Origin of the sequence: Pseudogemmobacter hezensis (assembly GCF_013155295.1) — a bacterium.
In the GTDB taxonomy this organism is placed as follows: Bacteria; Pseudomonadota; Alphaproteobacteria; order Rhodobacterales; family Rhodobacteraceae; genus Pseudogemmobacter; species Pseudogemmobacter hezensis.
The window spans coordinates 16,134-29,593 of sequence record NZ_JABJXT010000020.1; the positions used below are offsets into that span (position 1 = coordinate 16,134).

General features: G+C 64.6%; 8 protein-coding genes and 1 other annotated feature. Of the genes, 4 read left to right on the forward strand and 4 right to left on the reverse strand.

Features of this window, described 5'->3' with window-relative positions; genetic code table 11:
• The first annotated feature begins 18 nt into the window (after window positions 1-18).
• Both HOY34_RS17685 and HOY34_RS17690 read left to right on the forward strand, forming a co-directional pair.
• The gene (locus HOY34_RS17685; protein WP_216654822.1) at window positions 19-2,415 is read left to right on the forward strand and encodes a TonB-dependent receptor; all 2,397 of its coding nucleotides are present in this window, start codon (window positions 19-21) and stop codon (window positions 2,413-2,415) included.
• Between the two features lie 101 nt (window positions 2,416-2,516).
• Window positions 2,517-3,953 carry a YncE family protein gene (locus HOY34_RS17690; protein WP_172365304.1) on the forward strand — a complete coding sequence of 479 codons (1,437 nt, stop codon included), beginning with the start codon at window positions 2,517-2,519 and terminating at the stop codon, window positions 3,951-3,953.
• Between the two features lie 81 nt (window positions 3,954-4,034).
• Here the strand turns inward: HOY34_RS17690 and HOY34_RS17695 are convergent, their stop codons facing one another.
• The 4 genes from HOY34_RS17695 to HOY34_RS17710 all read right to left on the reverse strand — a co-directional run bounded on the left by HOY34_RS17695 (window position 4,035) and on the right by HOY34_RS17710 (window position 10,883).
• Window positions 4,035-7,145 carry an efflux RND transporter permease subunit gene (locus tag HOY34_RS17695; protein ID WP_172365306.1) on the reverse strand — a complete coding sequence of 1,037 codons (3,111 nt, stop codon included), beginning with the start codon at window positions 7,143-7,145 and terminating at the stop codon, window positions 4,035-4,037.
• A gap of 3 nt (window positions 7,146-7,148) precedes the next feature.
• Window positions 7,149-8,246, reverse strand: coding sequence for an efflux RND transporter periplasmic adaptor subunit (locus HOY34_RS17700; protein ID WP_172365308.1), 1,098 nt, complete (start codon window positions 8,244-8,246; stop codon window positions 7,149-7,151).
• A 173-nt stretch (window positions 8,247-8,419) separates the two neighbouring features.
• Complete coding sequence (locus HOY34_RS17705) at window positions 8,420-9,829, reverse strand: SulP family inorganic anion transporter (protein WP_172365310.1); 1,410 nt, start codon at window positions 9,827-9,829, stop codon at window positions 8,420-8,422.
• 24 nt (window positions 9,830-9,853) lie between these two features.
• Window positions 9,854-9,909, reverse strand: a sequence feature (sul1 is cis-regulatory element that is thought to sense ions involved in sulfur or methionine metabolism; They are found in Alphaproteobacteria).
• Window positions 9,910-9,983: 74 nt separating this feature from the next.
• A complete protein-coding gene (locus tag HOY34_RS17710) occupies window positions 9,984-10,883 on the reverse strand; it encodes a LysR family transcriptional regulator (RefSeq protein ID WP_172365312.1) in 900 nt (299 codons plus the stop codon).
• Between the two features lie 112 nt (window positions 10,884-10,995).
• On the opposite strand from HOY34_RS17710, the gene HOY34_RS17715 reads away from it, so the two are divergent.
• A complete protein-coding gene (locus HOY34_RS17715) occupies window positions 10,996-12,186 on the forward strand; it encodes a serine hydrolase domain-containing protein (RefSeq protein ID WP_172365314.1) in 1,191 nt (396 codons plus the stop codon).
• Window positions 12,186-13,385: an MFS transporter gene (locus HOY34_RS17720; protein WP_172365316.1), complete on the forward strand. Its 1,200-nt coding sequence runs from the start codon at window positions 12,186-12,188 to the stop codon at window positions 13,383-13,385. The genes HOY34_RS17715 and HOY34_RS17720 overlap by 1 nt, the downstream gene beginning before the upstream one ends.
• The last annotated feature ends 75 nt before the right edge of the window (window positions 13,386-13,460 follow it).

The window sequence follows — 13,460 nt, forward strand, 5'->3', positions numbered from 1 at the left end:
AATCGAAGTGGATTTGACATGGGGCGTGCCTCTCCTGCTGACGAGTTTTGCAAAATCAGCCATCGGGCCTTGCTGGCGATACTGCTGGCAACCACCGCAATCACCGCGGGCATCGGTTTTCGGGCGGGCCCGGCAATGGCGCAGGATGCGCAGCTGACCGAGTTCAATATCCCCGCGGGCCCGCTGAACCGCGCCCTGGCCGCTTTTGGGGCGCAATCGGGCACCCAGCTTTCCTATGAGGCCTCGATCGCAGGGGGGCTGTCTTCGCCCGGGCTGCGCGGCGCGCTCAGCCGTGAGGCGGCGCTGGCGCAGATCCTGCAGGGATCGGACCTCGTCTATTCCTTCGCAGGCGAACGCAATGTCGTGATCTCAAAGCCTGACAGCAGCCTGGATCAGGCCGGGGCGGAAGGTGCTGCCCCGCTGGGCACGATTGTCCTGCAGGGCGAGAAATTCGCGCGTGACCAGTTCAACACCTTTTCCAGCGTGGCCGTCGTCACCGCCGGGGATCTGGACGATTACGCAAGGCCGATGCTGGATGAGGCGCTGAACAGCTCTCCGAATGTGCGCATCACCGAGCGGGATGGCGCAACGGGCATCGTGATCCGTGGCATCAATGCCGAGGGCACCACGCAGCCCAACCGCTCTGACCCGGTGATCTCGGTCACCGTCGATGGCGCACAGCAGAACTATGAGGCCACCCGGGCCGGCACGCGCGGCATCTGGGATGTCGAGCAGATCGAGGTGCTGCGCGGGCCGCAATCGACCCTGCAGGGCCGCAATGCGCTGGCGGGTTCGGTGGTGATCAAAACCAAAGATCCCAGCTTTACCCCAGAGGCCAGCATCCGCGCCGGGGCCGATACCGCCAATATGCGCTCGGGTGCTTTCGCGGTCACCGGCCCTATTGTCGAGGATCAGCTGGCCTTCCGCCTGTCTGGCCAGGTCATGCGCGGCAAGAACGACATCACCTATGCCGATCCTGGCTATGCCTCGCATGGGGAAGAGGAATTCGAGGAATTTCGCGGCAAGCTTTTGTTCACGCCCAGCGATATGCCCGGCTTTACGGCGCTGTTCTCAGCCAGCCGCACCCATGACAAGCCCGCCCATAATCTGGTGCTGGGGCCCGATTACTTCGACCGCCGCTATGCCAGCACTGCCACCGAGTTCCGCGATACCGTGGTCGAGCGCTATATCGCCGATCTGAAATATGAGATCGGCGCGGATCTGACGCTGCAATCGCTGACCACCTTCGTTGACACCACCGTCGGGATCACCACCCCTGCCGCCCAGGCCGGATGGTGGCGCGATGAGACCCGCCACATCCAGGATATCTCGCAGGATTTCACCCTGTCTTTCGGCACCGGGGAAAGCGCCTTCTCGGGCGTGGTCGGCGTCTATGCGGGCAAGTCGAAGAACCACAGCACGGGCCAGACCGATTATGATCTCTTCGTAACGGGCACCGCCATTCCGTTCCAGATCATCGAGCGCGACAGCACCAATACCTCGCTGGCGCTTTACGCCGACAGCCGCTACCAGTTCGCTGACCGCTGGACTTTGCTGGCCGGGGCGCGGCTGGTGCATGACAGGGTCTCGGCCACCTATCGCGGCGATGTGCTGCCCGGCACCTTCCTGCATGCCACGCTGGATGAGGTCAGCTCTTCGTCCAGCACCGCCTTCCTGCCGCGCCTGGGGCTGGCCTTCGAGCTGAGCGAGAACCAGAACCTGGCGCTGACCGCCAGCAAGGGCTATCGGCCCGGTTTTTCCGAAATCATCGTCGGCACCACCACGCTGAATGAGGTGAAACCCGAAAGCCTCTGGGCCTATGAGATGGCTTACCGTTCCAAATGGCTGGATGACCGGCTGCAGATCAGCGGCAATCTCTTTTACTATGATTACACCGATATGCAGGTTCCGGTGGCGGTGCCGGGGATGCTGGGCATGGCCTATACCTATAATATCAACACCGGAAAGGCGCATTCCTATGGTGCCGAGATCGAGGCCAGATGGGCCTTCGATTCCGGGCTGGAGATGTTTGGCGGTCTGGGCCTGATCCGCACCCGCTTTGATGAGGGCATCTTTGAGGGCAGCAGCCTGATCGGGAATGAATTCCCCGAGGCCCCCGCCGTTACCGCCTCATTGGGCGGCATCTATCGCCACGATTCCGGCTGGTTTGTCGGCGGTGATGTGGCCTTTACCGAGGGCTATTACAGCAAGGGCGATGTGCGTAACCTGCCCGCCAATGCGGTCGATTCCTACACCATCGTCAATGCCCAGGCCGGCTACCGCGATGAGCGGTTTGAATTCACCATCTACGCCAAAAACCTGCTGGATGAGAAATATCTGACCTCTGTCAGCGGCAACAGCGCCAGCATCGGTGATGAACGCAGCTTCGGCCTGCAGCTTACCCGGCGGTTTTAAGGCGGCCTGGCCAGCCCATATCCACAGCCCAGGCGCCGCCCCCGCGCGCCTGCCCCCCCTGAACGCAAGACGTTCTGCACAGAATTCAAGGAGATCCAGGCATGAACCCCCTGTTGTCCGCAGGTAAGATGGCGCTGCCCCGGGCGGCCCTTGCCGCATTGCTTTTGCTTGCCCCCTTCGGGGCCGCCGCTGAAACACCGTCCGAAGCCGGGCCCGAAACCCAGATCGAAACCCAGGGCATTACCCTTGCGCCCACCGACCCCGATTTTCAGGGCGGGATCTGGGCGCAAAACCTGGATGACCCGACAAAGCCCTTTGTGCCCGGCGCGAAGATCCGGGTCCAGGGCTGGAAGTTCCGGCCGGGTCAGACAGTGATGTTCTCACAGGGGCTGGTGCCCTTCCTGCCAGAGCCACTGGTCGCCGATGCCGAGGGCAATATCGCAGTGACCCTGACCATCCCAAAGGATGCGCCCGTCGGCGTGTATCCGGTCGTCCTCAGCACCACCAATCCCGCCCATGCCAGCATCATCGATTTCAGGATCTCGCCCGAACTGCCGCTGTCAGGCGCGGATAAATTCACCCGGCTTTCCGAAAAGCTTTCACCCGGGCTTTACCAGTCGGCCTATAGCCAGGCCAGCCAGGCGTTGTTTGTGACCTCTGCCGCAGGCTATCCGCCCATCGCGCAATCAGAGATCCTGAAGCTTGATCCCGACAGCCTGGCGGTCACCGCCCGCGCCACGCCCCCAAAGGCGCCCGATGGCGGGCTTTTCGGCGTCTACGGCCTGGGGGTGGACGATGTGAACGGCACGATCTGGGTGACGAATACCCGCCATGACACGGTCGCAGTCTATGCCCAAAACGACCTGCGGCTTTTGAAACAGTTCGAGCCAGGCCTTGCCGCGCATCCGCGCGCTGTGGTGGCGCTGGATGGTATTGTCTATATCTCGCTGGTGGGAATGCCGGGGCTGATGCGCTTTGACGGCAAAACGCTCGCGCAGCTGCCGATGCTGCCGATCCTTTCGGCCAATTCGCGCAACCCCTTCTCTCCGGCCAGCCTGCACCCTGATCGGGAAAGCGGGCGCATCTTTACCGTCAGCCTGACCACGTCAGAGGTGGCGGTGATCGATGCAAAGGCCGGCAAGGTCGAGCGGCTGATCCCGGTGCCCGGCGCCCGCAGCGCAATCGGCGTCAGCTATGACCCTAAGGCCGGGCAGATCTTTGTGGCGGCCCAGGGCTCTGACGAGCTGATCACCCTGGATGAGGACAGTGGCGCTGTCCTGCGCCGTCTGCCCGTCGGCGCGGGGCCGCTGAACGTGGTTTTCGACCCGGTGACCGGGCTGACCTGGGTTGCCAATCGCGGGGCGCACAGCGTCGTGGCCGCAGACGATCAGGGACATATTGTCGCCAATCTGGATGTCGCGCCGCAGCCAAATCACCTGATCCATGACGGCAAAGGCGGGGTCTTTGTGGTGAACCGGGGCGACGATCCGAGCGACCCGAATGCCGACCGGATCACCCGGCTGATCAAAGCGGACTAAGCGTTTCGCTGCGCAAATGCTGCGCAGCATGTCTGTGGCGGAAGGCTTTGCCACAGACATGCAAGCGGTGCGGGCCGCGGGTCATCGGGCACTATGGCTGTCAGGCGCGCGGGGCAGCCAGGGCCGGATCCGACGCTGGAACCCGTCGATATAGGTCAGCAGAACCGGCACCACGACCAGCGTCAGGATGGAAGACGAGATCAGCCCCCCGATCACCGCATGCGCCATCGGCGCATTCTGCGAGGTGCCGCCATGCATATTCACCGCCAGCGGGATCATCCCGAAGATCATCGCCAGCGTGGTCATGACGATGGGGCGGAAACGGGTGGCACCAGCCTCGATCAGCGCGGCGCGAACCTCCATCCCTGCGCGGCGATGCTGGTTGGCGTTGTCGACCAGCAGGATCGCGTTTTTTACCACCAGCCCCATCAGCATGATAAAGCCGATCACCGAGAAAATGTTCAGCGTGCTGCCCCCAATCAACAGCCCCAGCATCACCCCAACCAGCGCCAGCGGCAAAGAGGACATGATCGCAAACGGTTGCAGGAAGCTGCCGAATTGCGAGGCCAGCACCAGGTAAATGAAGATCACCGCCAGCAATAGCGCGACCAGCGCCGAAACGGCCGAATCCATCATGCTTTCCGCATCCCCCCCGGTGCCGATCCGATAGCCCGGCGGCAGGTTCAGCCCATCCTGGGCGGCCTGAATGCCCGTGCTCGCGGTCAGAACATCGATCCCGTCCAGCCCGGCCGTCACGCTGACCGAGCGGCTGCCGTCTTCGCGCGTGATCTCTCCCGCGCTTTGCGAAGGCTGGACCGTGGCGATCTGATCGAGGCGCACGATGCCGCTGCCATCGGCCGTGGCAGTGATCGGCAGGCTGCTGAGGCTGGTGATATCCTCACGGTATTCCGAGGGCAGCCGCACCACCACATCATAGCTGTCGCCATTCGGCGCGGTCCATTCCGAGACGGTCTCGCCCGCGATCATCGGCGACAGCGCCTGGCCAACCTGCGACAGCGTGACCCCCAGATCCGAGGCCGCCTCACGATGCACCTCTATCCCCAGCGTCGGCTGCGGATCATCCAGAGAGGTGCGCACATCGACAAGGCCCGGCACCGCTTCCAGCCTTTCCGCCAGCTCATCCGCCAGGCGTTTAAGCATATCGAGATCGGGGCCGAACAGCTTCACCTCGACCGGGGCGCTGACCCCGCCGCCCATGCCGCCCCCCGCGCCGACGCGAAACCGCGCCCCGGGGATTTGCTGCAATGCGGCACGGATCGGCGCGGCAAGCGCGGTCGGATCCCGCTGGCGCAGGGTGGGGGCGGAAAGGCGGGCGGTGATCGTGGCCTTGTTCTGCCCGGACGCCCCACTGGAGCCGACGGTCGCATAGGTGCCGATCACCTCGGGAAACTGGCGCAGAACCGCATCGACCTGGGCGATCTTGGCCTCGCTGCGCAAAAGGGGCGTGCCGACCGGCAGCTCCATCTCGATCTGCACCTCGGAATTGTCCGACTCGGGCGAGAATTCCGCACCGATGAACGGAAACAGCATCAGCCCGCCGATAAAGGTCAGCCCGGCCGCCGCCAGCGTGGTCTTGCGCCAGGTCAGCGCCCAGGTCAGCACGCCGCGATAGCGGGTGACCAGCCCCTCAAACCAGGTGTCGAACCGGGCCACGGCACGGCCAATGGGGCCGCGTTTCGCATTGGGCTCCGAGGCCGGATCATACCAGACCGCCGACATCATCGGATCCAGTGTGAAAGAGACGAACATCGAGATCATCACCGCAACCGAGACCGTCACCCCGAATTGCAGGAAAAAGCGGCCAAGGATCCCCTCCATGAAGGCGACGGGCAGAAAGACCGCGACGATGGAGAGCGTGGTCGCCAGCACCGCCAGCCCGATCTCATTGGTGCCATCCAGCGCCGCCTGTTCGTGGCTTTTGCCCATATGCAGGTGGCGCATGATGTTTTCGCGCACGACGATGGCATCGTCGATCAGGATGCCGATCGACAAAGACAGCGCCATCATCGTCATCATGTTCAGCGTAAAGCCCATGAAATAGACCGCAGCCATCGTCCCGATGATAGAAATCGGCAGCGTCAGCCCGGTGATCACCGTCGAACGCCAGGAATTCAGGAACAGGAACACGATCACCGTGGCAAGCACCGCGCCCTCAATCAGCATGCTTTGCACGGCGGCGAAACTCTGTTCCACCGGCACGGCATTGTCGCGGATCAGCGCGATCTCGATCCCCTCATAGGAGGGGTCGGCCTGCATTGCGGCGATGTCTTTGCGCACCGCCTCGGCCACGGCGACGGTGTTCGAGCCTTGCGTTTTCAGCACGTCGATGGTGATGGCGCGGCGCCCGTCGATCATCGCAAGGCTTTCCGGCTCGGCCAGATCGGTGCCGACCATGGCCAGATCGCCCAGCCGGATCGGAAAGCCGCCGCGCTGGCCGATGATCAGATCCTCAAACCCCGCCAGATCCGGAAGCCGCCCCTCGACCTGGACCGACTGGCTGGTCGAGGCATCCGTCACCTCGCCCGCCGGCAGATCGACATTGGCATCGCGCAGCACCGAGGTCACCTGCACCGCCCCCACCGCCAGCGCGGTCTGGCGCAGGGGATCAAGGCGGATCTGCACCTCATTGGGCAGGCCGCCCACCACACTGGCCTGGCCAACGCCCCGGATGTTCGAGATGCGCTTCGAGATCTCATCCTCGGCAATCGTGGTCAGCGTGCCCGCGCTGATGGTGGCCGAGGACACACCAATCGACAGGATCGGCATCTCTGAGGGGTCAAAGCGCAGGATGCGCGGGTCGCTGGCGGTATCGGGCAGGCTGCCTGCGATCTGCGAGACGCGGTCGCGCACGTCCTGGGCGGCGGTGGCGCTGTCGACCTCCAGATCAAAGAGGATCAGCACCATCGACGACCCGGTCTGCGCGGTCGAGGTGATGGTATCGATCCCGGAAAGGGTCGAGACAGAGTCCTCAATCGGCTCGATGATGTCTTTTTCCACCGCTTCGGGCGTGGCGCCGGGGTAAGAGGTCACCACCGCCACCACCGGAAAATCGATCTCGGGCAGCTCGTCAATCGGCAGGCGGCTGTAAGAGAAAAGTCCGATCACACAGATCGCCACCATGATCATGGTGGCAAAAACCGGCTGGCGAACGGCAATGCGGGTCAGAAACATCGCTTAGCGCCCGACCAGCGAGACGGTGGCGCCAGGCTGCAGACGCTCCATCTTCAGCGCGACGATGGTGTCGCCGGGGGCAAGGCCGGAAGAGATCTCGACCAGGCGGCCCCGGTTCCAGCTGCGCACCACTTCGACAGACTGGCGAATGGCCTGATCCCCTGTGATTTTCAGCACATAGCTGCCATCCTCATCCTCTCGCAGGGCGTCGGCGGGGATGCCGATCCCATCGGCAGATTCGGCCAGAACCAGCGTGCCAGAGGCGAACATACCGCCCTTCAGCAGCCCGTCGGCGTTTTCGATCCGCGCGAAGACCGGCAGCACCCGGGTGCCCGCAACCGCCACGGGGGCGATCCGGTCGATCACCCCCTCAAAGCGGTGGTCGCTCAGGCCATCGACCACCAGATCAACCCGTTGGCCAACCCGCAGCCTGGGCGCATGCACCGCAGGCACGCCGCCCTCAAGATCCAGCGCGGTCATATCGACAAGGCCCAAAAGTTCCGTGCCCACTGTCACATAGGTGCCCGGATCGACCGAGCGGGCCGAGATCACCCCCGCGAAAGGCGCGATGATACGGGCCTTTGACAGCTCATCCTCGGCGGTTTCGACCTGGCGCAGCAGGGCGGTGTAATTGGCCTCGACCTGGCTGAGATTGGCGGATTCCGCCTCCAGCGCCGAGGTCGAGGACACGCCGCGCCGCACCAGATCGGTGGTGCGCTGCAGCTGTGCCTCGGCCAGCACCAGCTGGGCGCGGGTCGCCTCGGCGGTGGCGCGGCTTTGTTCCAGGCGGTTGCGCAGGGTCTCGACATCGATGGTGGCCAGTTCGGCCCCTTCGGCCACCTGCTCACCGACGCGGAATTTTACGCTGTCGATGCGCCCCGAGACCTCTGCCGGGATCGAAAGCGCGCGCGCGGGCACCAGTGATCCGGTCACCTGCACCGTATCGCTGAGGGTGCCGGGCGCGACGGTATAAAGCTCTGAGGGCAAAAGCTGCATGACCATGCCGGATGCGCCATCCTCTGGCACAACCGCATCGTCAGACCCTGGCGCTGCAGGCCGCAGGATGAAAAACGCAGCGGCGGCGGCGATTGCGATAAGCACCAGCCAGACAGCCCATCGGCCCCGCCCTGCTGCATCTGCCGCCCCGGGCCTGTCATTCGCTGCCATATTCCACCTGTTTGTGATCCGGGTGCAGGTTGGATAAGACCACAGCCCTGCCTGTGCCTATGATAGCGCATTTCCCGGCGGGCGCAAAAACCGCGTCGCGCCAGGGGTCAGGGGGCGGCGTTGATCCGCAGATCTCCTTTGACCGTGACGGCCAGATTGTGACGCTGAAACCGCTCACGCACCTTTTCGACGGCGGCCAGCGCGGTGATGTCCCAAAGCTTCGCACCCGTCAGATCAAGGGTCACCGGGCCGTCATGGTCGCTGGGATCAAAGGCCTCGATAAAGGCATCGGCCGAGGCGAAGAAGATCTGCCCGGTGACGATGTAAAGGTCGCCCTCGCGCCGCACCTTTTGCAGCGCGGCAACCCTGGCGGCAAAGAACATCCCGCTCATCACCACCCCGACCAGCACGCCCAGCGACAGGTTGTGGCTGACGATCGTCACGCCCACCGTGGCCAGCATCACCAGGTTGGACAGCGCGGGCGTGCGGCGCAACCGCCTTAGCGAGCCCCAGTCCAGCGTATCGACAGAGACCATGACCATGATCGCAACCAGCGCCGCGACAGGCACCTGGCCGATCACATCGCCTGCCGCCACCATCAGCAGCAGCAAAAGCCCGCCCGCCGCCATGGTCGACAGCCGCCCCCGCCCGCCATATTTCACATTGGACACCGTTTGCCCGATCATGCCGCAGCCCGCGATGCCGCCAAACAGACTGGCCGCGACATTGGCAAGACCCAGGCCCCGCGCCTCGGCATTCTTGTTCGAGGGCGTCCCGGTCTGGTCATCAACGACCCCGGCAGTCATCAGGCTTTCCAAGATCCCCACCATCGCAATCGCCAAAGCCGGGACAAAGATGATGTTCAGAAGCGACAGATCCAGCGGAACGGCGGGCAGGTGGAAGGCAGGCAGCCCATCGGGCAGGGTGCCCAGATCCGCCACACGCGGCACGCCAAGGCCAAGCCCCGAACAGACCAGGCTAAGGATCACCACGCAGATCAGCGGGGCCGGGATTTTCGTCGTGACACGCGGCGCAAGCCAGATGATCGCCAGCCCCGCCGCCATCACCGCCAGCCCCGTCGTGCCCGCGTTCAGGATATGCGGCATCTGCGCCGCAAAGATCAGCACCGCCAGCGCATTGACAAAGCCCGTGCGAACCGAGATCGAGACATAGCGCATCAGCGTCGCCAGCCGGGCAAAGCCGAACAGGATCTGAAAGAGGCCCGCAAGCAACCCCGCCGCAAAGAGATATTCGACCCCATGCTCGCGCACCAGGGGCGCCACGACCATGGCAACCGATCCCGCCGCCGCCGAGATCATCGCCGGGCGACCGCCAAAGACCGCGATCACGATGCTGATCACGAAAGAGGCGTAAAGCCCCACCGCAGGGTCGATGCCTGCGGTGAAGGAAAAGGCGATGACTTCGGGGATCAGCGCGAAAGTCGCCACCGCCCCCGCCAGAATTTCACGGGCAGGATTGTCCTGCCACTGCCGCAGATAGTGCCGGACGCTGATCATGATGGGAAATTACGCGTGATGAAGCGTGGTCCGGCGGATCGGCGGCCGGAATAGCCACCCGGTCTTTCACCGGGTCCATGAGATTGTCGCCCCATTACCCGCGCCGCCCGCATTTGCCAAGAGCGAGCGTGCCACCGCGGGTCTGCAGCGGTGGTTACCCGGCCCCCTCAGGCGCAAAAAGCTGGGCTGACAGGAAATCAACCAGCGCCCGCACCTTGGGCGAGGGGTGTTTGCTTGCAGGCCAAAGGATATAGAACAGGCCTTCGCTGTCCAGGTGATCGGCCAGGATCGGCACCAAAGCCCCCGAGGCAAGATGCGGGCGAATGGCGAATTCGGGCAGCCAGGCCACGCCCAGATCGCGCAGCGCGAAACAGACCCGCGTCTCCATATTGTTGCAGGTCATCGAGATCGGCAGCTGCAGATCCGGCGCATCGGCTGCGCGCTGAAAGGGCCATTGTTCCAGCTTGCCGCTGCTGGGAAAGCGGTAATGCAGGCAGATATGGGCGGCCAGATCCTCGGGGCGTTCGGGCCTGCCATGGCGCGCCAGATAGCCGGGTGAGGCCACCAGATACCTTTTGAAACGGCCCAGCCGCCGCGCGGTCAGCCGCGAATCTGCCGGCTCTCCGGTACGGATCACGGCGTCGAAGCCTTCTTCGATCACATCGACCAGGCGGTCGGTGAAATCCAGATCCAGCGCCACTTCGGGGTAGTGGCGCATGAAATCACCCAGCACCGGCAGCATCAGCGGGCTGACCTGGGGCAGGCTGACCCGCAGCCGCCCGCGCGGGGTGGTCGCAGCCTGTGACAGCTCTTGCCCGGCGGCCTCGACCTCGGCAAGGATGCGGCGGCAGCGTTCCAGAAACAGCCCGCCCTCGGCCGTCAGGGTCACGCTGCGGGTGCTGCGGTGGAAAAGGCGCACACCCAGCCGATCCTCAAGCCGGGCGATGCTTTTCCCAACCGCCGAGGCCGAGATGCCAAGCGCCCGCCCCGCCGCCACAAAGCTGCGCAGCTCAGCCACCTGCACGAAAACACCAATACCATTCAGACCGTCCATCAGCCCCCCATTGCGGACACAAATGTCCGTTCAGATCGGAAATTAACCCCACTTTTTCTTTAATGTTCAGCGCCATAACTGTCAGGCCCCAACCCCTGGCGGAGCAATTTCCATGACATCCCCCCTTCCGATCCCCCTGTCTGCGGCGCAATCAGAGCCGCAGATTCCGGGCGTCGCCTCTCTTGTGCAGCACGCCACTGACAGCCAAAGGCTGGTCGGTGCCGTGGTTCTGGTGGCGAAAGAGGGCCGCATCATCCATCAGCAGGCCGCTGGCTGGGCCGAGCGTGAAACCCGCCGGGCTATGCTGGTGGACAGCATTTTCCGGCTGGCCTCGGTCAGCAAGCCGATTGTCTCGGCTGCGGCCATGGTGCTGGTGGCGCAGGGGCGGCTGGGCCTTGATGCAGATATCACCAACTATCTGCCAGAGCTGCGCTTTCGGCTGGCCGATGGCAAGGCGGCGCGGATCACCCCGCGCCATCTGCTCAGCCACCAGGCGGGCCTGGGCTATCGCTTTCTTGAGGCTGACGGCAATGGCCCGCTGGCCCGCGCGGGCGTCTCTGACGGGATGGATGCCTCAGGCATCACCCTTGATAAGAACCTGAGCCGGATCGCCTCGGTGCCGCTGAGCTATGCGCCGGGCACGGGCTGGGGCTATTCGCTTGCCACCGATGTGCTGGGCGGGGTGATCGCCGCCATCACGGGCCTGCCGCTGGAAAGCGCCGTTCAGCAGCTGGTTACAGACCCCCTGGGCATGGCGGATACCGGCTTCACCTGCCGCGACCCGCAACGCATTGCCACCGCCTATGTCACTGACACGCCCGCCCCCCATCCGCTGGCCGAGGGCGAGGTGGTCGCGCCCTTTGAGGGCACAATCGGCATCCGCTATAGCCCGGCGCGGATTTTCGATCCGGCGGCTTTTCCCTCGGGCGGCGGCGGGATGGCGGGAACGGCGGGCGATCTCTTGCGCCTGCTGGAAACCCTGCGCCGGGGCGGTGCGCCCCTTTTGCCCGCAGAGCTGGTGGACGAAATGGGGCGCGATCAGACCGGGGGGCAGATCCTGCCCGCAGCCCCCGGATTTGGCTTTGGCCTTGGCTTTTCGGTGCTGCGCGAGCCGCAGATCGCCGCCTCGCCAGAGACAGCGGGAACCTGGCGATGGGGCGGGGCCTATGGTCACTCATGGTTCCTGGACCGCGCACGCGGGCTTTGCGTGATCGCGCTGACCAATACGCTTTATGAGGGCATGTCGGGCCGTTTCGTCACCGATCTGCGCGATGCGGTCTATGCCGCGACTGAGGTGAACTGATGCACAGCACCCCGCCAAAGACCCCGCTGCCTCTGCGCCCCTTGCTGGCGCTTGCGGCGGCGGCCTTTGTCACCATCGTGACCGAGGCGATGCCCGCAGGCCTGCTGCCCGAGATGTCCCGCGGCCTCGCCGTTTCTGAGGCCTGGATCGGTCAGACCGTGACGATTTACGCCCTCGGGTCGCTGCTGGCAGCGATGCCACTGACTGCGGCCACCCAGCAGATGCGGCGGCGGCCCCTGCTGCTGGCCGCGCTTTTGGGCTTTGCGCTGGCGAATACGGTGACCGCGCTGTCCCCCAGCTTCGCGCTGACCATGGCCGCCCGCTTTCTGGCGGGGGTCTCGGCGGGGCTGCTCTGGGCTTTGCTGGCAGGCTATGCGGCGCGCATGGTGCCCGCGCATCAGAAAGGCCGCGCCATTGCCGTTGCCATGGTCGGCACGCCGCTTGCGCTGTCGCTGGGGGTTCCGGCGGGCACTTTTCTTGGTCAGATGATTGGCTGGCAGCTGTGCTTTGGCGTCATGAGCCTGGCGGCCCTGGCAATCATGCTGTGGGTGCGCCTGGACCTGCCGGATTTCGCAGGGCAAAGCGCCGGGCACCGCCAGTCACTGGCGCGAACCTTTGTCATGCCAGGCGTCCGCCCGGTGCTTTATGTCGTGCTAAGCTATGTGCTGGCCCATAACATCCTTTACACCTATATCGCGCCGCTGCTGGCCGATGCGGGGATGGCGGCGCGAACGGATCTGGTGCTGCTGGAGTTCGGGCTGGCCGCCCTGGCGGGCATCTGGGCCGTGGGGCTGCTGGTTGACAGGCATCTGCGCAGCCTGACGCTGGCCAGCATCCTGCTTTTTGGCGCGGCGGCGCTGATGATCGGCTTTGGCAGCAATGCGCCGGGGATGATCATCGCAGCGGTGGCGCTTTGGGGGCTGGCCTTTGGCGGCGTGCCGACGCTGCTGCAGACCGCGCTGGCCCGGGCGGCAGATGAGGCCGCAGATGTTGCCCAATCCATGCTGGTCACCGCCTGGAACGCCGCGATTGCCGGGGGCGGGATTGTCGGCGGCCTGCTGCTGGAGCGGTTTGGCGTCAGCGCTTTTGCGCCCGCGCTGCTGGCGCTGCTGGGCTCTGCAATGCTGACCGTCTGGCTGACGCGGTGCTATGGGAAGGCGGGGGGCTATGGGCAGGCAGGTGGCGCGAGCAGACCCTGAGCACGGGCTGCGGTCACCCGCATTTTATCCATGGTGTTGCTTCGCACCCTTGCGCGGACCGCAGTCCCGGCAGAT

Excerpts from the sequence above, each read along its gene's own strand:
- HOY34_RS17690 (WP_172365304.1), top strand. The coding sequence starts at position 2,517 with ATGAACCCCCTGTTGTCCGCAGGTAAGATGGCGCTGCCCCGGGCGGCC.
- HOY34_RS17710 (WP_172365312.1), bottom strand. The coding sequence starts at position 10,883 with ATGGACGGTCTGAATGGTATTGGTGTTTTCGTGCAGGTGGCTGAGCTG.
- HOY34_RS17720 (WP_172365316.1), top strand. The coding sequence starts at position 12,186 with ATGCACAGCACCCCGCCAAAGACCCCGCTGCCTCTGCGCCCCTTGCTG.
- HOY34_RS17715 (WP_172365314.1), top strand. The coding sequence starts at position 10,996 with ATGACATCCCCCCTTCCGATCCCCCTGTCTGCGGCGCAATCAGAGCCG.
- HOY34_RS17685 (WP_216654822.1), top strand. The coding sequence starts at position 19 with ATGGGGCGTGCCTCTCCTGCTGACGAGTTTTGCAAAATCAGCCATCGG.
- HOY34_RS17705 (WP_172365310.1), bottom strand. The coding sequence starts at position 9,829 with ATGATCAGCGTCCGGCACTATCTGCGGCAGTGGCAGGACAATCCTGCC.
- HOY34_RS17695 (WP_172365306.1), bottom strand. The coding sequence starts at position 7,145 with ATGTTTCTGACCCGCATTGCCGTTCGCCAGCCGGTTTTTGCCACCATG.